The organism is Sphingomonas sp. BK481, from assembly GCF_014194875.1.
GTDB lineage: Bacteria > Pseudomonadota > Alphaproteobacteria > Sphingomonadales > Sphingomonadaceae > Sphingomonas > Sphingomonas aerolata.
Genome location: NZ_JACIAP010000025.1, coordinates 1 through 20,510 on the forward strand (window position 1 = coordinate 1; position 20,510 = coordinate 20,510).

Sequence of the window (20,510 nt, forward strand, 5' to 3'; positions counted from 1 at the left end):
CCGTGAACCTGACCGGCCGCTACAGCGCTGGATGATAGCGCGCGGCCGGTCAGCTTCACTACCGCTGAGCTACACCACCACCCGGGACACGACCCTCCCCTCCCTGCATGGCGCTTGGCTTACGCCTCATGGCACAACCGGTGTGCCAACCACATGGTCGAATTAGCTGATCGAACCATGAGCTCCAGCAAGGTAGCGCCTTCTTGGGGCACCTTTTTATACAAATGCATCCCTTACTTACGACATAGGACGACAACCTCAGGAGCAAATCATGACTAAATCGCTTTCGCCCGAGACTATAATTGTCATCAAGTCGACTGCGCCCGCGCTTCAGCAGCACGGGGTAGAAATCACAACGCGCATGTACGAACGCTTGTTCGTTGATCCGGAAATCAAGGCGCTATTCGACCTAGCAGCCCAGAAATCGGGCGAGCAGCCAAAGCGGCTGGCTGCCGCCATCCTCGCTTTTGCGCAGAACGCCGACAAGCTGGATGCGTTGAAGCCCGCTATCGAGCGCATCGCTGCTCGCCACATCGCCACCCATATCAAGCCGGAACACTATCCCGCGGTCGCAAACGCGTTGCTCCCGGCGATCAAGGATGTGCTGGGCGATGCGGTAGACGAGAGCGTTCTAGCGGCATGGGGCGAAGCCTACTGGTTCCTCGCCGAAGTCCTGATATCGCGCGAGAAGACGCTGTACGCCGAGGCGGCGTGATGGACATCAACACGCCTTCTCAAAGCCCGAATGAGCTGCCTGAGGGTCTGGTTTTGTACCGACAGACCGACATCTTCACCGAATCCTCTGTTCCTGCCGGGCTACTCAGGGACCATTGCACCAAGGCTGGCGTCTGGGGTCTGATACAGGTCGCAGAGGGTCGTTTGCGCTACCACGTAACAGACCAGAGGCGGACCGGTGCCGTGAGCATCCTTGCGCCGGATTGCGCACCAGGCGTGGTCGAGCCAACCATCCTTCACTGCGTCGAACCGCTGGGACCTGTCCGCTTTCTCGTGCAATTTTACCGAAGAGCGCCTGAGCCGATCCCGTTGTGCAGCCATGAGGAAATGGCACGCCGAGAGAACGAACATCGGGAAGCAATTTTCGCCTCGGCGGATCGGCTTGCCGTTAGCCAGAATTAGACATGCCCGGGGATCCGCTTACTCCCTGTTCAAAGGCAGGCGGTGGCTTGGTTATGGGGCGCTATCAGCGGAAGGCGACATCGCGTCTGATAAGCGTCCCAGCCGTTACGTAAACGTATTCCCATCGAACACATTGCTTTTGTAGGGTTCCGGCGGGCTCATTGCGGCTGCACTTTTCGGAAATGGACGGCTCGACTGACGAGATCTGCCATGTGATCGGCCGCCCTAATCGTAAGAGGATGATGCGTGAAGCCGGGCCGGGGTGAGATGTAATCCGCCATCTCCCGCGCCACCTGAAGCTGCCGATCGGAGCCTTCCGCCAGCACAGCAATCATCAGATTCTCAAGCGCGATGACGCGTATGCGAAGCTGAACAAGTTCGGCGTTGGTCATGTCGGGAACGTCCGCGTGAGTTCCATGGGCGGATGCGAGCGCACCACCTTCGTTGTCCCACCTCGACAGTGCTCGCTGGCGAAGCTCGATCGGGCTTGGGAGTGGATCAGAGTCAGGCATCAGAGTTTCCTTAAGGGCGTGATCTGGTAGCACGAGCATTGATCATCGGTAGCCGACGCCCTTCACGTAATCGGCCAACTGCGCTTCTTCATATTCGGCATCACCCAGCAGTACGCGGAGAATGGCTCGCGCAGTGAGCACACCTATGGGCCGGTTATCTGCGGCCACAACGGGGATATTCTTCAGATGTCGCTCTTTCATCAGCTTCGAAACGTCCTGTAGAAGGTCCGCCTCCCGACACAGCGCAACATCGCGCGTCATAACCGTCGAGACCGGGCACATGCAGGTGGCACCCTGACAAACGCTCATTTGCCGGACGACATCGGTCTTGGTTACGACACCTTGTAGGGCCCCTGCGCTGTCGCATACGATCACGAGATCAGTCCCGGAGGACAAGAGCTTGGCGGCTTCGATCAGCCGCGCATCATCGGTGATCGTCACGAGTTTTTCGCGCGCCACCTCCAACATTCCTTCAACGAACATCGCCTTGCCCTCCTCTTCGCGCTGACATGCGCGCTAAACGTCGTTCTGTCGCCTGTAGAGATAAGGATCTTAGGACGCTTCAAACGGTCGGACGTGAGGCTGCCGTGCCCTCCACGCGTATTCGGAGACTTGTGGCTAGCAACCGCGGTTGAGACGCGACGAACTAGGGTTGACCAAAGATGACGTTGTTGCCATCTAAACAGCATGCACGCTTTCGCGCCATATTCGCGTTTCCACGACCACGCAGGCCAACTCGCCGCACGCCTGTAGCCCGAGCTCGGCGGCATGCCGATCGGGTTCGGGCCTTATTCGATCTGATTTTCACGGACGCGCTCGGCGCGACCGTGTTCTCGAGTATGCGGATAATTGAAAATGCCTGATGTTGATTTCTCGGCGATTGATCGCCGATCGGAGCCTATTGCTTCACAGGACGCCGACAACCTAACTAGACGTGTGTTGGTATCCAGGCCTGAGAGTTTTTTCTCTCTTCGATTCAACATGCAAGTTGAAGAGGAAGAAGCCGAGAATTTACCAGGTCGTCCCTCACGGGGCCCCCAAGGCGGGCTACATCGCTTTATCGACATAAACCTGCTGTTGTTGATCCTGTTTATTGGCGTTCCGATCTTGGTGTACTGCATCCTTTCAACCGTTACCTAGCCTTGGCTAGCGGTCCGAACCGGGATTATTGAACAAAAATCCTGCCGGCACGTAGTCCTTGGAAAGTAGTACGGTTATGAAACATACGATGATTGTCGTGCTGGCCCTCTCGGTCCTCGCTCCAGCCGCGGCTTTTGCTGACGGACCGGGGAGAGGCTGGATCAGCCGCGAGAAAGCGTCTGCTGGCCTCGCCAAGCGGGGCTATAATGTTACCAAGATCGAAGCCGACGATGGGCATTGGGAAGGTGAAGCTGTTCGAAAGGGCATCCGCTACGAGTTCCATGTTAACCCCAAAACCGGCCAGATCACCAAGTTGGAGCGTGATCGCGATTAAGTGAACGACGGTGTTCCACGATTCTGTTTTGGCGCTGCCGGTGATCGCCTGCTCCGTCCTGATCCTGTTACCTTGACAGCACGGCCTCACGGCATCACCTCTAGTTGATGTACGCTCCTGCGACACATCAGCGTTTTCGCGACCACTCGGGCCAGCTCGCCGCACGCGGTTAGCCCGGGCTTTGTCGGCAAATCGCCGCCAAAGTTCGGGCCTTATTCGGAATAATTAACTCCGGCCGCGCGCGACGCGCCGTGGCCTCGAATAAGCGGATACCGCATCATGCATACTCAAGCTGCACAACTAGACGCTCGTCCTGTTATTCACGTCTCGATAGAAGAATGTGATTCCCTCTCTGCACTGGCGTTAAGCGCCCAGCACCGACATCCCCAAGCCTCGTCCATGCTTCTTGCCGAACTCGATCGTGCCGAACTTTACGAGGCGTCTGATATGCCGCCAGAGACCGTTACGATGAACTCCATCGTCGAATTTTTGGACGAAGAGAGCGGTGTGCGCCGCGTTGTCCGGCTGGTTTACCCTAATGAGGCAGATATCGATGCTGGACGGATCTCGATCCTGACACCAATCGGGGCGGGACTGATCGGTATGTCAGCGGGCCATGCGATCTCTTGGCCGGATCGTGAGGGCCACGTTCGCTCTCTCAGGATCGTCAGCGTTACTCAGCCCGATAGGGGTTTGGGCGCATGATCGAGGAACTGGCCCGTCATCGATGCAGTGGCGACGATGGCACACCTCTTTTCGTGGTAGAACGCTGTCATGTCTTCATGACCCAGGGCGATACCGGCTTACGTCAGTATCGAGGCGCGGCCTGCTTGACGCTGCTCGATGGCGAGCCTGTTCGCTACATTGATGCGCGAACGTTCGAGGTCGTCGCGAGCGGTGAACTGATCGCCCATGACCCCGCAACGTGTGATTGCGCGCCAGCGGTCGAGGTGTTCACACAAGACGGTCGGCGCGAGGGAGGGGACGCGAGCATCTAGTTCTGTCGCTCAGACATGACATCGATCACCGCGTTGACAAGCTGCGCTGCGCCGTCGCGATTCAAGCGAGCCGGCCAAACGCGGTTAACGCCTTACCGCACTTCGATCAGTGCCGCCTTTCAGAGGGCAAGGCGCTGATCCTACCCTAAACAACGCTAAGGAGCGCTGCCATAGTTGCTGGGTATCATCATCGGTCTGCGACGATCCCACCGATTAACGCGGCGCGGGTCGTATTAGCAGGGCGGTTCGCAGGTCCGCGATACAAGCCGGCAAGATATGCACGATCAGCATCGGTAAGGGCCGTACAGCCAGGACAAGATGCATCGAACAGCCGAGCTATTGTTGGTGTTCTAATGCCGGTGACCGCGCGGGCGCGGCCAAATACCATGAATGCCAAATAATCAGAAACGGATGTCAGCTTTTTCCCTGATGCTGTGGTAACATCAACGATAACAACAGCCGCTGGTATAACCGCACGCACCTTGGTTGTGATCATGCTCGATGAATAGGTACTTGAGTATTTCGTATCTTGATTGGCTGGAAGATCTAGTGCACCAAGTCCTGGATTCGGTGACGCCGTCAATGGCTCACCGTCCGCGCCCTCAATGTCAGTGTCTGTCCACCATCGGACAGGTTGTTTTGCGACCCTGATCGCGCGTCGCTCTTCCGGAGATATTGATCGGGGATAAGCGAAGCGTTGTTGTTCAAGCCTTTTCAATGTGGTGTCGCCATCCAGCGTGAATATAACAACGAGATTGGGGCGGCAGCTTGTAACATTGGTGGGCATACCAGCAGCTGTTGCGACTTGCCTGATGCGCGTTTCAACCAAAGTGGCAGCGGTGGCATCGAGTCCGGTGACGCGAGGACAAATTGGGTCATGCCACCGTGCGTACTGGCCCGAGACCGGTGCTTGAGATACACTGCGGACATATTCGGCAGCGCGCTGATGCTTGGTGGCTTGTTTTTCCTGACTGCCAACAACCACAATTTCATCATCCAGCGCAGTAGCGGATGCCTGGTCGTTTGAAGCATTTTGTGCATTTGCAGACACCGTGGAAACCACGCTTGCGAATATTGCGAGCATACGCCTCAGCATACGCATTTCCTTCACCAAGACGGACCGAGCCTCGTGCTGATCAATGGCATTGAAGATCATACGGGCCTCATAATTCCAAGCCGTTTCATTTCCCGATAGACGGTTGATCGCCCGATCCCGAGCTGACGCGCCGCTTCGGCCGGCGACACGCTCGCAGCGATGAGTTTAAACGCGGCACTCACCTTGTCGCCGTCGAGCGGCTGCCGCCCCGGCAGCTTCCCCTTGGCACGTGCTGCGGCGATGCCGTCGCGGGTACGTTCGGAGATCAGTCGGCGCTCGAAATGCGCGATGGCACCAAAGACATGGAAAACCAGCTCACCGGCCGCGGAGGACGTATCGATTTTCTCCTCTAGGCTGAGCAATGCGATGCCGCGCTCGCGCAGCATCTGCACCGTCGTCAGCAGTTCGCCGAGCGAACGGCCGAGCCGGTCGAGCCGCACGATTGCCAGTGTGTCGCCCTTGCGTGCGTATTGCAGCAGTTCAGCAAGCCCCGGCCGATCCATGCTCTTGCCCGACATCACGTCAGTGAACACCTTGATGGCACCAGCCTGTTCGAGCCGCATCCGCTGGCCAGCGACATCCTGATCGCCGGTGCTGACGCGGGCATATCCCAAAATGCCGGCCAATCCCTCGTCTCCTAAACGTCCGTTCTATGGACGATCATGCTAACGGATCGCCGGAGCCTCAAAACCCGTCCACAAACTACGTCTCTTTAACCTGATCCGTCTACGCGCGCCAAGCACGTTTTAGGGACGGTCAAATGCCAGCACGCGAGCATGTTCTTCTTAGTGATGCCGAAAGGGCAACGTTGTTCCTCATTCCGACCGACCCAGACGAACTGGCTCGGCGCTTCACACTCGAGCAGCCTGACCTCGACCTGATCGGGCAGCGCCGCCACGATCGCAATCGACTGGGCGTGGCGTTGCAGTTCGCGTTGATCCGTCATTCCGGAATGACGCTCGCGCAGGTGCTCCAGATCGAGGGCGACGTACCACGTCCGCTTGTCACCTTTATCGCGCGTCAGCTTTCGCTCGAACCCTCCGTCCTGTCTGATTATGCAAGCCGGCCGCAGACCATGACCGATCATGCCCGGCTGATCGCCGCGGCGACGAATGTCCGTCCGCCCGTGCGTGGCGACGTCGCCCTGATGATCGCCAGCGCCGAGCAGGCGGCTGCCGCGACCGATGCAGCTCTCCCGATCGCGACCGCCATCATCGAGGCTCTGCGTAACGTAGATATCCTGTTGCCAATGCCCTCGACGATCGAACGGGCGGGTATCGCGGGCCGCGCCCGCGCGCGAAAGAACGCAGCGGGCATGATGGTCGCCGACCTGTCATCGATGCAGATTGGCCGCATCGACGCGCTGTTCGTCGAACAGAATGGGGCGCGGCTCGGCTGGCTCAAGACCGTCCCGGTCGCGACAAAGACGGACAGCGTGCGTCATATCGTTGAGCGTCTGCGCGTCGTGCGCGCGATCGGGATTCCTCATGACGCTGGTGCCTGCGTCCATCCCAACCGCCGTCACCAGTTCGTCCAGGAAGGGCGGTTGTCGCCCGCCTATCTTATCCAGCGCTATACGGTGCCCCGACGCCGCGCGATCATCGTCGCGCTGCTGATCGATCTGGAGGCGCGACTGATCGACGCTGCGCTCGACATTGCCGACAAGCTGATCGGCAGCATGTTCCGGCGAGCGACTACCATGCAGCAACGCCGATATACCGCATCGTCACGGGAGGTCGCGCGGCTCATGCGCCTTTTTCGCATCACCATCGACACGCTCGCGCAAGCCGACGAAGACGGCAGCGATCCGATTGCAGCGCTGGAGGCCTCGGTCGGATGGCCTGCTCTCATGAAGGCGCGTGGCCAGGTGGGTGAGATTGCGGATCTCGTGGAACAGGATCCGCTCGTCATCGCCGGCGACAGATATGCGACGCTGCGCAAGTTCGCCCCCCTTCTGATAGAGGTGCTGGAATTTCAGTCGGGCCGTGGCAGTGCGGCCAGTGTGAAAGCGATCGATCTGCTGCGCGATTTGAACGCCTCCGGCAAACGCGACGTGCCGGTCGACGCACCGATGCCGTTCCGCAAGGAATGGCGCCGGCTGGTGGTCGGCCCGGACGGCCGGATCAACCGCCGCCTGTATGAAACCGCCACGATGGCGCATATCCGCAACAAGCTGCGATCCGGCGACATCTGGGTTGCGCGGTCCTCAGGCTATCGCCAGTTCGACAGCTACCTTCTGCCGGCCGAGGTCAGCGCGCCGATCGTTGCGGGGCTCAATCTGCCCCCATCTGCCGATGCGTGGCTGGCAGAGCGGACTTCCAGTCTCGACCAACGGTTGAAACGCTTCGCGCACAACCTCTCGAACGGTCTGCTCGAAGGCGTCAGACTGGCCGATGGCCGATTGCAGATCACACCGGTCAGAACCGAGCCCGATTCTCACGCAAAGGCGCTGGGCAATCGCATCGATGGACTGATGCCGCGTGTCAGGATCACAGAACTGCTCCACGATGTCGCCAGCGAAACCGGCTTCCTCGCAGGCTTCACCAACCTGCGAACCGGCCGGCAGAGCGACAACCTGAATGCGCTGCTCGCGGCCATCCTCGCCGACGGCACCAATCTCGGCCTCGCGCGAATGGCCGCAGCCAGCCAGGGCGTTACGCGTGACCAGCTGGTCTGGACGAAGGACGCCTATGTCCGCGAGGACAGCTACCATCGTGCTCTCTCCATCCTGGTCGATGCGCATCATCGCCTCCCGATCGCCTCGACATGGGGAGCAGGCACCACATCGAGTTCGGACGGCCAGTTCTTCCGGGGCGGCAAGCGGATGGCGGTCGGTGATATCAACGCCCGGTACGGCGTCGATCCCGGATTCAGCTTTTACACTCATGTCTCCGACCAGCACGCACCGTACAATGTCACCGTAATATCCGCAGCGACGCATGAGGCGCCCTATGTCCTCGATGGCCTCCTCCATCACGGATCATCGTTGAAGATCGCGGAGCATTATACCGACACGGGCGGCGCGACCGACCATGTGTTCGCGCTTTGCGCGATGCTCGGGTTCCGGTTCTGCCCACGCCTGCGGGATTTCCCCGACCGACGTCTGGCCACGCTAGGCCCCGTGACCTCCTATCCGGGGATCGGTTCGCTGCTCGGCAAGCGGGTGAAGACCGACACGATCCGCGAGCATTGGGGAGAAGTCCTCCGCCTCGTCGCATCGCTGAAGGCGGGGCATGTCGCGCCATCGGCGATGCTGCGCAAACTGGCCGCGTACGAACGCCAGAACCAGATCGACGTCGCCCTCCAGGAGATCGGCAAGATCGAGCGGACCTTCTTCATGCTCGACTGGCTGGAAAACCCCGATCTTCGCCGGCGCTGCCAGGCCGGCCTGAACAAGAGCGAGCAGCGTCACGTGCTGACGCAGGCGATCTGTACGTTCCGCCAAGGCCGTATAGAGGTGGCCCCGGTTGTCTGAACAGGCTCGCGGTCTGGATAAGTGGATCGCCGCTGGTTGATCATGCCGCTGCGAGAAGCGGCTGGTCGAAGTATACCTGGTCCGGTGTCCTGGTACCAAGGGCTGAATGTGGCCGGATGCTGTTATAAAATGCAAAGTATCGGCCGATGCCGGCGCGTGCTTCCGGGACTGAGGTGTATGCGTTGAGGTACACGTCCTCGTATTTCACCGAGCGCCAGAGGCGCTCCACGAACACGTTGTCGCGCCAGCAACCCTTTCCATCCATGCTAATGGCGATCTTCTCTCGGTGAAGGACAGCGGTGAAAGCCGCACTGGTAAATTGCGAGCCCTGGTCGCTGTTGAAGATCGTAGGCTTGCCATAACGGGCGAGCGCTTCCTCCAGTGCCTCGATACAAAACGCGACATCCATTGAGATCGACACCCGCCAAGCCAGCACCCGCCGGGTAAACCAATCGACGATAGCGACCAGATAGACGAAACCGCGCGCCATGGGCACATACGTGATATCGGTCGCCCAAACTTGGTTCGGCCGCGTCACCGCCAGCTTGCGCAGCAGATAGGGATAGATCTTGTGACCCGTCGCCGGTTTCGACGTGTTCGGACGGCGGTAGATCGCCTCTAGCCCCATCCGCTTCATCAGCGTCGCAACATGCCGTCGTCCGATGCTCACATCCTCCTGACGGAGCAGATCGCGCAGCATCCGGCTCCCGGCGAACGGATAGAGCAGATGAAGTTCGTCGATCCGGCGCATGATCGCCAGGTCAGCCGAGGATACAGGCCGCGGAAGATAGTAGATGCTGCCGCGGCTGATCTCGAGCTGCTGCGCCTGATGGGTCAGCGGCAACTCATGGTCACGGTCGATCATCGCTTTGCGCTCGGCAACAGACCGGCCTTCCCGAGCGCACCGGCCAAAAAATCGTTCGCCAGCGTCAGCTCACCAATCTTGGCGTGCAGCACGGTTATATCGACCGCTGGTTCGCTCGCTGCCGGAACCGCTCCGAACACGTCTGCCGCCCCCTCCAGCAGCTTGGACCGCCACTGGTTGATGAGGTTCGGGTGCACCTCATACTCCTGCGCCAGCTCGGCCAGCGTCTTCTCACCCTTCACAGCAGCCAGCGCCACCTTGGCCTTGAATGCCGGACTGTGGTTCCGGCGGGGTCGCTTGCTCATCTTGCTTCCTCTTCGCGGCCAGCATGGCCGCTGTCAGATCGGCAATCCACTTATCCCCGCTGTTCAGATTCCTAGAACCACCTCTGTATCATCGACCGCACGCACGAGACCCTGCAATACCGCGCTTCTGGGCTGAACCTGGTCATCGCCGCGATCGTCTACTGGAATTCTACCTATATTGCCGATGCCGTCCGTCATCTCCAATCGATCGGCCAGGCACCCGACCCCGCGCTGCTCGCGCACACCTCCCCGGTCGGCTGGGAGCATATTGCGTTCTCCGGCGACTTCCTGTGGGATCGTGCGGCCGAAACCGTACGCCGCAAACCGCTCAATTTCGCGGGTGAGGGCTATTCCAGCTGATCGTTCGCTGCCTTGCCGTTGTTTAGCGTCAAACCAGCGCTCTGCCCTCTTTCACACCCGTTCCGCTCAGGGCAGCGCTAGCCGCGCGCAAAAGCATCCGTCGCGCAGCAAAGCTGGCTGGCACCGCCTGCGACCCAAAGCGCTGCGCGAACCCCTCTCGCCAAAGCCTCGACGCCACAACATGAACCTCCTCGCGAGTTGGCGAGCGCTCATCATTAATGCAGGCGGTGATCGCCGGGTACAATTGAGGCAAAAGAACGGCTTCGGTCGGTTCGATCGGCTCGCTGACCTGTAGGTGGCGTCACCTCAAGGTTTGTTCGCCAGACAACGATTTCTCGGACATAAGCGGAACATGGGCTACGCTACACGCTTCAACCGCGCCATTGGCTCGTTGAGTGGGTGGAATTCACCTGCTGGAAGTCGCCTGGCCTGCTCCCAGAGGTAATCGCCGGTCAGACTGATGTGCGCCCAGCCCATCGGAGAAAGGTGCGCAAGCAGTGCCGCATCGAACGTCGTGCCGACAGCGTTGAGGTGCTGGGCGGCCCGGTCGAGATAGACCGTGTTCCAGTAGGAAATCGCCGCAATCAGCAGGTTCAGCCCAGATGCGCGAAATTCCTGATTTTCCAGCGAGCGATCGGTGAACCGACCCTGCCGGTTGGTATAGATGGCGGCGGCAAGCGTGTGCCTCGCCTCGCCTTTGTTGAGACCGGCCTGACAGGCACGTCGCAGTTCCGGTTGTTCAAGCCAATCGAGCGTGAACAAAGTGCGCTCGATACGGCCCAGTTCAGCCAATGCAAAATCCAGCCTGTTCTGGCGTTTGTAGGCGGCAAGTTTTCGCAAGATTACTGACGGCGCCACCGTGCCATCCTTGATTGAGGCGACAATCCTGACGATGTCATCCCAATCGGCCTCGATCGCTGCCGTTTTGATGGTGCGGCCCATCAGATTTTCGATGCCCTTGTATGTCGATGGCGCAGCGATCGAACCCAGCTTGCGGTCGCCAATATCGCGCAGCCGGGGCGCGAAGCGGAACCCGAGTAGGTGGCAGAGTGCGAAAACATGATCGGTGGCGCCGCCGGTATCGGTATAGTGCTCATGCAACGGAAGGTTGCCGGCGCCCAGGACAAGCCCGTCGAGCACGTAAGGCGCTTCACCTGCCGTCGCGGACATGATCCGTGATCCGAATGATGCGAAGTGATCGGAAAGGTGAGAATAGATTTTCACGCCAGGTTCGGCGCCATATTTGGCATTGACGTCCGCCGCCCCTGAACGGCTCCGCCCCGACCGGAAGAACTGGCCATCGGACGACGAACTGGTGCCAGCGCCCCAATGCCGCGCGAAGGGTAATTCGTGATGGGCTGAGATGATCATGGCCAGCGCGGCCTGATAGTTCTCGGGTGAAAGATACCAGTTGTGGGTCCATGCGAGTTGGGCATAGCTGACGCCTTCGCTGGCATTGGCCATCCGCTCCAGCCCGAGGTTGGTGCCATCAGCCAGAATTGCGGCGAGTACCGTGCTGGGGTTGTCGTGCTCCTTGCCTGAGCGCAGGTCACGGAATGCGTTCAAAAAACCAGTGCGTTCGGCGACTTCAAGCAGCAGCTCGGTGATGCGCACGCGGGGAAGCAGGGTATCGAGCTTGCGATCGAGGGCTTCAGCTTCCGGTGGGGTGACAGGCGGCATTTGCTGAAGCTTGAGCCGGTCTCGTTCGAGCGACACTCCCTCAAGCTTGTTTGTTTTCAACTGCTTGGCAAATCGGCGCAGCCGCCAGTCAAGATTTCGTGCCCGGTCAGCGAGGTAGGATGCAGCATTTGAATCGAACGGAAGCACATCCGCCACTTTGGCGGCGTCGCGCCGACCCAGCAAATAGGCATCGAAGCGCTGATAGTTGCGGGTTCCCTCGATCCATACATCACCGGCGCGCAAACGATCACGCAAGGTTGCCATGATCGCAATTTCATAACGTCGGCGGTCGATACGGCCGCTTTCGGTGATGAGACGCTTCCACTGCCGATTGGGGAATGGCAGTGGAACGCCATCGGGAAGGTCGCGCGACTTTCGTGTGTTCGCATCGCGAATGACATCGATGGCTTTGATCAGTGCCGTCCCTGTTCCAGACGCCTTGAAGGTGAAGGCGTCCAGAAATGCCGGGCTGAAACGCCGTAGCGTGGCGTAACGCTCGGTTGCCGTTACCAGTGCGTCCTCGCCGGCAAGATCAGCAAGGGCATCTACTTGGGCCTTTGCCGCAACAAGCCGGTGCCAGCCCACCGCTTCGTCAATCAATTCGAGCGGATCGCCGCCATTCTGGACAGCCTCATCAAGTGCTGTAATCGTGGCGCCAAACAGCCGCATGAGTTGCCCCACCGACTGAATACTATCTTGGTAGCGACGCTCGCGCCCACGCCGCGCGCGCGTGAACATGCCGCCGATAAGTCGGTCAAACATTTGGATCGCGGCATCGGCAAGTCTGGCCTCAAGGTCGATCACTGCGGCCGTCAACGTCGCCCGCCTGCGATTGACGCTGTAATCCGAAAGCAGGAATGCCGGTGCCACGCCGCCCTCGCGGACAAATTGGGCAAAGCGGAATTCCGGAATGGCGCCCCCAACTACCGGGTGGATACCTATGCCGCGAACATAGCGCAGGCGCTCAAGCAAGCCATTGATATTGGCCGCAGTCGGGGCTTCTTCGAAATTACGCAACCACGCCAGCGGTGTCATGCCGAAATCCGGGTTGTTGATTACGAGTTCGTCTAGCCGTGTCAGTTCAGCAGAGCTGAGGCCTTCGACGATTGCGGCTGCGGCAGCTTTGCGTGCGCGTGCCCGGCCAGCAAGACCGGCGCGTTCCAGTGTGTCGCCTGACGGAAGAATGAACCGCTCACCCTTCAGGCCAACCATGAGGGCGCGAACAATCGGTTCACCTCTGTCTGTATACTCGGCGGCTTGCGCGGCAAGATTCAGGGCAAGTGCCAGGTCGCCGCGTCGAAACGGGCGTATGCCAAGATAACGCGCCACGAGATCGGCATGATCGGTACGGGTTTGCGCGCGCTGACCATATGCAGAGAAGGAGGAAGGATCGACGAATAACTGTGCCGCGAGGTACTGAAGAATGACGTCGGGAAGCCCGATCTCGGGTTGCAGACCAAAGCCGGGATGTCGCATCAAAGCGATTTGTGCAGCCAGACCGAGGCGATTTGCTGGACCATAGCGGCGCCCAACCAATTCAACATCTTCCGCAGAAAGGGTATAATGCCCAATGATCGCGGTTTCTTGGACAGGAGGATCGAACAGGCGCCGGCGCTCGTCTCCGGTCAGAAGTCGGCGTCGTGCCATTTTGCTCTCCCGCTGAGGCGAATAACAAAATTGACACCAAAGCGGCTTGCACTGGAGGGAGGCCATTCGTTGCCGGTTGATCCCCGAGCAATCACCCGGCGCAGCAAGACAGTTTGGCGACATCCTTATCAAACGTTTGGGCCGCCAGTTTGAGGCCTTCCACAGTGGTCAGGTAAGGAAATATCGTTGCACCCAATTCCAGGGTGGTCATGCCGTGTTTGATCGCCAGCACCAGTGTCTGGATCGAATCCGCGCCTTCGGGTGCCATGATCTGGCCGCCCAGCAAACGGTCGTTCGCCTTGTCGGCAATCAGTTTGATGAGACCCCGCGTATCGCGTGCTGCCAGTGCCCTTGGCACAGCATCGAGCGGGAGCAGCGAAACCTTGATGTCCAGGCCTTGCGCCCGTGCTGTCGTTTCAGTGAGGCCGGCGCTGGCGACTTGCGGGTCGGTGAAGACGACGGATGGCATGGAGGAATTGTCGTAGCGGTATTGGTTGCCCGTCACCGCGTTGCGCGCGGCCAGTTTTGCGCCATAGGCGGCCATGTAGACGAACTGGTCCCGTCCCGTTACATCGCCCGCCGCGTAAATGCCTGGAACCGACGTTTCGAGGTGGTCATCGACGACGATTCCACCATTACGGGCAAGCACTATGCCGCGCTCCTCCAGCCCAAGCCCGTCGCTATTGGGTCGGCGTCCGGTGGCGATGAGCACCTGTTCCGCCGCGACGGTGTCACAATGCCCCTCGCAGGTCAATTCGACCCCGCTCTGTGTTTGGGCGATACGCTGATAGCCGACACCTGCGCAAACCCGCACGCCCTCGGCTTCCAAATAGTTTTTCAGCGCGGCACTCACTTCCGGGTCCATTTCGGGGAGCAGGCGGCTTCGGCAGCAGATGGTGACATCAACGCCCAGACGCGAAAACATCTGTCCCAGTTCTACCCCGATCACCCCGCCACCGATCACCAGCAGCGATTTGGGCAAGCGATCCAGCGCCAGCGCCGATGTGCTGGTTAGGTAGGGCACGCTGTCCATCCCCGGAATCGGCGGCACGGCGGCGTGCGCACCCATCGCCAATATGACCTTGCCGACCTTCATGGGCGCATCGCCGACAATCAGCGCACCATCGGCAAAGCGTGCCTTGCCCTCGATATAGCTCACACCGTCATAGGCGGGCAGCAGATCGACATATTTTTTTTGGCGCAGCGTCGTGACAAGATCGTCCTTCGACGCCGCCAATACGGACCAGTCATCCATCTGGACAGCGCCCCCAAGGCCGGGAAAGCGCGCGGCGGCAAGCCCACCATGCACCGCTTCGGCGGCGCGGATCAGCGTCTTGGAAGGAACGCAGCCAACATTGACACAGGTGCCGCCAATCGTGCCGTGACCGACGAGCGCCACTTTCGCGCCCAGATCGGCAGCGGCGATCGCGGCGGAGAACCCGGCAGAACCCGCGCCGATGACGGCCACGTCAAATCCTTCCTGCCCGGGGCGGTTGCAACAGTCGTTCATTGCTTATCGCTTTCTTGAGGCGCTGGCGGCGCCCCGCTCAGTTTTGAATAGCGCGCGCCGGATAACCCGCGTTGGTTGATGCAGCGGCAATCGCAGCAGCATTGGTGCGGCGCGGGTTATAGGTTGCGCGCGCGGTCTTGGCTGCGAAATCGACCGTGACCGCCGTTACCCCGGCGACGCCTTCCATCGCCTTCTTCACGGTGATCGGGCAGGTGGCGCAGGTCATGTTCTCTATGGCAAAGGTGGTTTGCTTCTGAGCGGTTGCGGTAGCCGCGGGGCGATCTTGCGCCGTGCCACTAACTGCATAGGCGACCCCGCCGCCAGCCATAGCCAGCACGGCCATAGCGATACATACTGTCTTTTTCATGGGTATTTCCTTTCAATAGAACCAGGGTGCCCACCAGTCGATGGTGAGCGCCAGGATGGCGACGGCAAGGCCCAGCCACAGCACCGCCTTGGTGGTCCAAGCCGATTGTGGACGAGCGCAGTAGGAACCGTCTTCACAGGGCGGTTTCGGCTTGAAATAGACATGCCAGAAGCCGTAGCCGAGCAGCGCGAGCGTTACGCCTGCGACATAGGGCTTGTAAGGTTCGAGCGCCGTCAGGTTGGCGATCCACGCGCCGGAAATTCCGAGCATAACCAACAGTAGCGGGACGACGCAGCAAGCCGAGGCGAGCCCCGCGCCGATCAATGCGCCCGCCGCAACCCAGTTTGCCTGCTTCGGCTCGTGGTTTTCGGTGAGGGCTGGCTGTCCCGCTTCCGGCGTTGAGACCATGGCTTGAATCCCTTGTTCCAACTGAGTGATTCGCAGTGTAGGCTCTGTAGCCACTACAGACTCAAGAGGTATTTTCATGGAGCAACAGGTCGGCATCTTGCGTGCCCAGCTTGCCCGGAAAACAGGCTGCAATCTCGAAACCATCCGCTATTACGAGAAGGTGGGATTGCTGCCGGGGCCGCCTCGCAGTTCCAACGGCTACCGCGTCTATTCGCCGGAACTGGTGCAAAGGTTGCAGTTCATCCTGCGCGCGCGCGACCTTGGCTATGCAATGGATGAGATACGGTCATTGTTGTCGCTCACCGATACCGGTGCACAAACCTGCGCGGAGGTTATGGCGAGAACCGAACTCCACCTTGAAGATGTCCGCCGCCGCATTGCAGATTTGCAGAAGATAGAGGTGACGCTGGCGACCACGTTAGCCAGATGCGCTGGAGATGACGTTGCCGAATGTCCCATCCTGGAAGCACTCCAGTTTTTACCCCATCAAGGCAATTGACGCCATCTTTGAGGGATTTGATTTCGTGATGTCAGCTTGGAGTATAGCCTAACTGGACGTCAGGGCGGTACTGCGGTTTCTGTCAGATTAGGGTGATAAACGGAATTTGTTGACGAATTTCGTTACGTATCATAGATTTCAACCTGACATTTTGATGGAGAGAGTGCGCAGTGAAGGGGCAACGGATCGGCTATGTCCGGGTCAGCACGTTCGATCAGAATGTGGATCGCCAATTGGAAGGTCAGTCGCTCGATCGGACCTTCACCGACAAGGCATCGGGCAAGGACGTCAACCGCCCCCAGCTTGAGGCTCTGCTCACTTTCGCCCGCGAAGGCGATACCGTCGTCGTCCACAGCATGGATCGGTTGGCCCGCAATCTGGATGACCTGCGCAAGCTGGTCCAGGGCCTCACCAAGCGAGGTATCCGGATCGAGTTTGAGAAGGAAAGCCTGTCCTTCTCGGGGGAGGACTCCCCGATGGCCAATCTGATGCTCTCGGTCATGGGTGCGTTTGCTGAGTTCGAGCGCGCTCTGATCCGCGAACGGCAACGCGAAGGCATTGCGATCGCTCGGCAGCGCGGCGCCTATCGGGGGCGGAAACGGTCGCTCTCGGATGAGATGATTGCCGATCTGCACCGCCGCGTTGCCGCCGGTGAACGCAAGGCGACCATAGCGCGCGACATGGGCATCAGCCGCGAAACCCTCTACCAGTACCTTCGCGCCGCTGCCTGACACCAATGTTCACATTATGTCCGGAAAATCGTTGTTCAGCGTACAAAGCTTGAGGTGACGCCTAGGTCAACACCTTGCTCGCACCGGCGTTTCAAAGCTTGCCTGCGTTACCGGCGCCAAGCGCGGCCCGCGAACCAGAGGGGTACTGCGGCAACTACCGCAAACGTCAAAGTCATGTCCAGGAACTGACTTTTCGGTAGCTTACCAACTAAGCCCAGCACCAGGAGAATCAGAATAGCGGGGGCGCCCCATTCCGGATGCAGCGCGAGCCGAAAAACGTACCACAGTAACCAACAAAACAGCGCCGCGGCCGCCAGGCTGCCTACGATCAGGCCGATTGCTCCGGCCGCAATGAGGATCAACTGCATGCGCCGACTCCTTCCGGCTATATATATCGCATTGCGATAGACACTGCAATTGGAACCTCTTACGAACCCGATCAATCGACGCGCGCGAGTAGCTCGGCCAGCATAGGCCTAAGCCGTACAATCTCCTCGCGATGCGTCTCCGAGAGCTGTTTCAGAAGCGTTCGCGCTTTCTGCGTCAATTCGAGGAGAGCCTGCCGGCCATCGTCCGGTGATGGCCTACGTATCACCAAGCCAAGCGTTTCCAGACGATCGACCAACCCGGTCGCGCTGTGCGGTTTTAAGGCCAGACGCTCCGCGACGTAGCCGACGCTCACGTTTACGGGGGCAGCCCCCCGGATCGCGAGCAGCGCCTGGTGTTGCTGCGGCTTCAAGCCGCAGCTAGCCGCGCCTCGTTCACTGAAAACCAGAAACTGGCGAAGCGCATAACGGAAGTCTGCAAGCGCCGCATAGTCGGCGTCGGCTAACTCATTCCGATCAATCATCACTTATATCCTAGGCGTTGAAGTATATCGTGGCACGATATAGTGGTCGCCCTTTCTGAACCGGCGAGAGTGCATGACGGCTTCCACCATCAACATCCCAAAGCCCAAGCGGCTTGCCGATCATAGCGCCGACTGGCGAATGATCATGCTCGCTGGAGCAGCGGTCGTGGTCGGCACGGGCGCAGCGTTCGGTGCCTGGATCCTCCTAAAGCTGATCGCATTTGCCACCAATCTGTTCTGGTTCGGCAGGATATCGGCCGCGCCTGCTGAAATCATGGACGCGAACGTCGGCCTTGCAGTGGTCGCGATACCGGTCATCGGTAGTCTTCTGATCGGCCTGATGGCGCGTTTCGGCTCGGAGAAGATCAAAGGGCACGGCATTCCGGAAGCGATCGAGGCCATTCTATACGGCGAAAGTCGCCTGTCGCTCAAGGTTGCGGTTCTTAAACCACTTTCCTCGGCGATCTCGATCGGCAGTGGGGGTCCGTTCGGGGCCGAAGGTCCGATCATCATGACTGGTGGTGCGATCGGATCCCTGTTTGCGCAATGCTTCCACCTGAGCGCGGCCGAGCGGAAGACCCTGCTGGTCGCAGGCGCCGCAGCGGGGATGACCGGCATCTTCGGCACGCCCATCGCCGCCATCTTGCTGGCGATCGAGGTTCTGCTGTTTGAGTGGAAGCCCCGCAGCTTCGTGCCTGTAGTTGTCGGAACGCTGGTAGCGTTTGCCTGGCGGCCCATGCTGCTGGGAGCCGGACCGATCTTCCCGTTCGCGGCGGTTCCTGTGCAGGCGTGGTGGCCTACGGGGGGATTAGCCCTCGGGATAGGTGTTTTGGTCGGGCTAGAGGCGGCGTTGCTGTCGGCGATGCTCTACCGGGTCGAGGACGCGTTCCACCGGTTGCCGGTGCATTGGATGTGGTGGCCAGCGTTGGGTGGCATCGTCGTTGGGATTGGGGGTTTGATCGATGCCCGTGTTCTTGGCGCGGGCTATGCGAACATCCAGGCACTGCTCGACGGATCATTGGCGGTGCGGGTCATCCTCGCGTTGTTGGTCGTGAAGGCAATCGTCTGGCTGGTCGCGCTGGGATCGGGAACGTCGGGCGGCGTTCTCGCGCCATTGCTAATCATGGGTGGCGCCCTGGGCGCCCTGCTTGGGCAGTTTTTGCCCGGGTCAGTCGGCTTCTGGGCAATGATCGGCATGGCCGCCATGATGAGTGGGGCCATGCGTGCTCCACTGACCGGTGCACTTTTTGCGGTCGAACTAACTGGGCATTTTGATGCCTTGCCGGCGACGATCGCAGCAGCGACGGGAGCCTATGCGATTAGTGTCCTGGTCATGCGTCGGTCGATACTCACCGAGAAAATCGCCCGTCGTGGTCGTCACATCCTCCAGGAGTATACAGTTGATCCGCACGAATTCCTGCAAGCCGAGCAAGTGATGACACCTGCCCCCGCCATGTTGTCGGGTGACATGACGATTAAGGATGCCGTTGCCTATTTCGGGGACGGCGCGACGCACCGAACATATCCGGTGGTTGACGTAGGCGGACGACTGCTGGCGATGGTGTCCCGGGCCGATGCGCTTCGCTGGCGGGTAGAAGGTGAGCTGCCCGACACCTCGCTTGGCGAGGCGCTGTCCGATTCATCGCAGCCGACCGCGTACCTTCACTCGCCGATCGGCGAAGTTGATGATTTGATGGTCGAGAGCGGGGTTGGACGCATTCCTATTGTCGAGGTCGGCACCAATCGGGTGGTTGGCATCCTCTCGCGACACGATCTGCTCAAAGTCCGCAGCGCCCGCAAACGCGCAGAGATCGACCGAACATAGCCAGACTGGCGCTGTGAATTCCCGATAAAGATCAGATTATCCGGGGGTCAGGTGAACTGAACAATGAAGCTGTCATTCTCTTTCGTACCTATTCTCGCTGGCGCGACATTGCGCGACCGCCTCTTTGCGTGCGTCGGTGCATTGATCGGCGTTGCGCTCACCAGCCTCATGAGCGCCATAGCCCTGCACGACTGGACATCGCTCCCGTTGCTGGTGGCGCCGATCGGCGCCTCCGCGGTGCTGGTCTTCGCCGTCCCAGCAAGCCCGTTGGCCCAACCCTGGTCGGTGTTGGGCGGCAACGTCGTATCAGCGTTGGTCGGCGTAGCTGCTGCCCGCCTCGTGCCTATACCGTATCTGGCGGTCGGGGTTGCCGTTGGCGGGGCGATCCTCGCCATGTCGCTGCTTCGCTGTTTGCATCCGCCCGGTGGAGCGGCCGCGCTGACGGCCGTGATCGGTGGGCCAGCCGTGCTAGGAGCTGGTTACGCGTTCCCGTTCGTGCCGGTCGGGGTCAATTCTCTGATCTTGATCCTTGCCGGCATTATTTTCCATAGAGCCTCGGGCCACTCCTATCCTCACCGTCCAATCCCGATCGTCGGTCACGAGATGACCACAGCCGGATTGGGCGTGCCGCATCCCGCAGATATCGACCTTGCACTCGCCGACCTCGGGGAGACCTTCGATGTAAGTCGGGAAGATCTTGACCTGCTGTTTCGACGAGTTGAATTCCACGCAGCAAAGCGTGCAACAAGATAAACCGGCGCAAGGGGGGAA

The 20,510-nt window shown here is 59.9% G+C and carries 21 protein-coding genes and 2 pseudogenes; 12 read left to right on the plus strand and 11 right to left on the minus strand.

Annotated features, from left to right (window positions below; all coding sequences use genetic code 11):
* Positions 1–271: 271 nt before the first annotated feature.
* Positions 272–715 (plus strand): globin domain-containing protein, encoded by a 444-nt coding sequence (locus tag FHY04_RS21595; protein WP_183937882.1) that lies wholly within the window; start codon positions 272–274, stop codon positions 713–715.
* On the plus strand, positions 715–1,137 hold the full coding sequence (locus tag FHY04_RS21600; RefSeq protein WP_183937884.1) for a DUF1971 domain-containing protein: 423 nt from the start codon (positions 715–717) through the stop codon (positions 1,135–1,137). The genes FHY04_RS21595 and FHY04_RS21600 overlap by 1 nt, the downstream gene beginning before the upstream one ends.
* Positions 1,138–1,295: 158 nt before the next feature.
* Here FHY04_RS21600 and FHY04_RS21605 read toward each other — a convergent pair whose 3' ends face one another.
* On the minus strand, positions 1,296–1,529 hold the full coding sequence (locus tag FHY04_RS21605) for a hypothetical protein (protein WP_221211933.1): 234 nt from the start codon (positions 1,527–1,529) through the stop codon (positions 1,296–1,298).
* 162 nt (positions 1,530–1,691) lie between these two features.
* Positions 1,692–2,132 (minus strand): cyclic nucleotide-binding/CBS domain-containing protein, encoded by a 441-nt coding sequence (locus FHY04_RS21610; RefSeq protein ID WP_183937888.1) that lies wholly within the window; start codon positions 2,130–2,132, stop codon positions 1,692–1,694.
* A gap of 372 nt (positions 2,133–2,504) precedes the next feature.
* Here FHY04_RS21610 and FHY04_RS21615 point away from each other — a divergent pair, with 372 nt between their 5' ends.
* The 4 genes from FHY04_RS21615 (at position 2,505) to FHY04_RS21630 (ending at position 4,121) form a co-directional block, all read left to right on the plus strand.
* Positions 2,505–2,789: a hypothetical protein gene (locus tag FHY04_RS21615; protein WP_183937890.1), complete on the plus strand. Its 285-nt coding sequence runs from the start codon at positions 2,505–2,507 to the stop codon at positions 2,787–2,789.
* A gap of 76 nt (positions 2,790–2,865) precedes the next feature.
* Positions 2,866–3,123, plus strand: a complete 258-nt coding sequence (locus FHY04_RS21620) for a PepSY domain-containing protein (RefSeq protein ID WP_183937892.1) — start codon at positions 2,866–2,868, stop codon at positions 3,121–3,123.
* 279 nt (positions 3,124–3,402) lie between these two features.
* Positions 3,403–3,828 carry a nucleoside diphosphate kinase regulator gene (gene rnk, locus FHY04_RS21625; protein ID WP_183937894.1) on the plus strand — a complete coding sequence of 142 codons (426 nt, stop codon included), beginning with the start codon at positions 3,403–3,405 and terminating at the stop codon, positions 3,826–3,828.
* Positions 3,825–4,121, plus strand: a complete 297-nt coding sequence (locus FHY04_RS21630) for a hypothetical protein (protein ID WP_183937896.1) — start codon at positions 3,825–3,827, stop codon at positions 4,119–4,121. Before rnk ends, FHY04_RS21630 begins: the two co-directional genes overlap by 4 nt.
* Before the next feature lie 187 nt (positions 4,122–4,308).
* On the opposite strand, the gene FHY04_RS21635 is transcribed toward FHY04_RS21630, so the two are convergent.
* Positions 4,309–5,277, minus strand: a complete 969-nt coding sequence (locus FHY04_RS21635; protein ID WP_183937898.1) for a hypothetical protein — start codon at positions 5,275–5,277, stop codon at positions 4,309–4,311.
* A complete protein-coding gene (locus FHY04_RS21640) occupies positions 5,274–5,843 on the minus strand; it encodes a recombinase family protein (RefSeq protein WP_183937900.1) in 570 nt (189 codons plus the stop codon). Before FHY04_RS21640 ends, FHY04_RS21635 begins: the two co-directional genes overlap by 4 nt.
* 134 nt (positions 5,844–5,977) lie before the next feature.
* Between FHY04_RS21640 and FHY04_RS21645 the strand changes: the two are divergent.
* Positions 5,978–8,671, plus strand: a pseudogene (locus FHY04_RS21645) (Tn3 family transposase); the annotation flags it as partial.
* A 61-nt stretch (positions 8,672–8,732) separates the two neighbouring features.
* Here FHY04_RS21645 and FHY04_RS21650 read toward each other — a convergent pair.
* Positions 8,733–9,862 (minus strand): IS3 family transposase gene (locus FHY04_RS21650; RefSeq protein WP_128082060.1). Its coding sequence is split into 2 segments (ribosomal slippage): positions 8,733–9,601 and positions 9,601–9,862, totalling 1,131 coding nucleotides; the frame shifts between segments, so codons are not numbered across the junction.
* An 87-nt stretch (positions 9,863–9,949) separates the two neighbouring features.
* On the opposite strand from FHY04_RS21650, the pseudogene FHY04_RS23130 reads away from it, so the two are divergent.
* Positions 9,950–10,222, plus strand: a pseudogene (locus tag FHY04_RS23130) (Tn3 family transposase); the annotation flags it as partial.
* Between the two features lie 357 nt (positions 10,223–10,579).
* On the opposite strand, the gene FHY04_RS21660 reads toward FHY04_RS23130, so the two are convergent.
* The 4 genes from FHY04_RS21660 to FHY04_RS21675 form a co-directional block, all read right to left on the minus strand.
* Positions 10,580–13,549 (minus strand): Tn3 family transposase, encoded by a 2,970-nt coding sequence (locus FHY04_RS21660; protein ID WP_014072601.1) that lies wholly within the window; start codon positions 13,547–13,549, stop codon positions 10,580–10,582.
* A 91-nt stretch (positions 13,550–13,640) separates the two neighbouring features.
* Complete coding sequence (gene merA / locus FHY04_RS21665; RefSeq protein ID WP_004213247.1) at positions 13,641–15,059, minus strand: mercury(II) reductase; 1,419 nt, start codon at positions 15,057–15,059, stop codon at positions 13,641–13,643.
* A gap of 37 nt (positions 15,060–15,096) precedes the next feature.
* Complete coding sequence (locus FHY04_RS21670) at positions 15,097–15,426, minus strand: heavy-metal-associated domain-containing protein (RefSeq protein WP_004213249.1); 330 nt, start codon at positions 15,424–15,426, stop codon at positions 15,097–15,099.
* Between the two features lie 12 nt (positions 15,427–15,438).
* Positions 15,439–15,834, minus strand: coding sequence for a mercuric transporter MerT family protein (locus tag FHY04_RS21675; RefSeq protein ID WP_014072602.1), 396 nt, complete (start codon positions 15,832–15,834; stop codon positions 15,439–15,441).
* Positions 15,835–15,910: 76 nt separating this feature from the next.
* Between FHY04_RS21675 and FHY04_RS21680 the strand changes: the two genes are divergently transcribed.
* Positions 15,911–16,333, plus strand: a complete 423-nt coding sequence (locus tag FHY04_RS21680) for a helix-turn-helix domain-containing protein (RefSeq protein ID WP_183937904.1) — start codon at positions 15,911–15,913, stop codon at positions 16,331–16,333.
* A gap of 170 nt (positions 16,334–16,503) precedes the next feature.
* Positions 16,504–17,064 (plus strand): recombinase family protein, encoded by a 561-nt coding sequence (locus FHY04_RS21685; RefSeq protein WP_004213255.1) that lies wholly within the window; start codon positions 16,504–16,506, stop codon positions 17,062–17,064.
* A 107-nt stretch (positions 17,065–17,171) separates the two neighbouring features.
* Here the strand turns inward: FHY04_RS21685 and FHY04_RS21690 are convergent, their stop codons facing one another.
* A complete protein-coding gene (locus tag FHY04_RS21690) occupies positions 17,172–17,432 on the minus strand; it encodes a hypothetical protein (protein WP_183937906.1) in 261 nt (86 codons plus the stop codon).
* 71 nt (positions 17,433–17,503) lie between these two features.
* The gene (locus tag FHY04_RS21695) at positions 17,504–17,914 is read right to left on the minus strand and encodes a MarR family winged helix-turn-helix transcriptional regulator (protein WP_151992023.1); all 411 of its coding nucleotides are present in this window, start codon (positions 17,912–17,914) and stop codon (positions 17,504–17,506) included.
* 73 nt (positions 17,915–17,987) lie between these two features.
* Between FHY04_RS21695 and FHY04_RS21700 the strand changes: the two genes are divergently transcribed.
* Positions 17,988–19,739 carry a chloride channel protein gene (locus FHY04_RS21700; RefSeq protein WP_234422828.1) on the plus strand — a complete coding sequence of 584 codons (1,752 nt, stop codon included), beginning with the start codon at positions 17,988–17,990 and terminating at the stop codon, positions 19,737–19,739.
* A gap of 63 nt (positions 19,740–19,802) precedes the next feature.
* On the plus strand, positions 19,803–20,492 hold the full coding sequence (locus tag FHY04_RS21705; protein ID WP_151992024.1) for an HPP family protein: 690 nt from the start codon (positions 19,803–19,805) through the stop codon (positions 20,490–20,492).
* Positions 20,493–20,510: the final 18 nt, after the last annotated feature.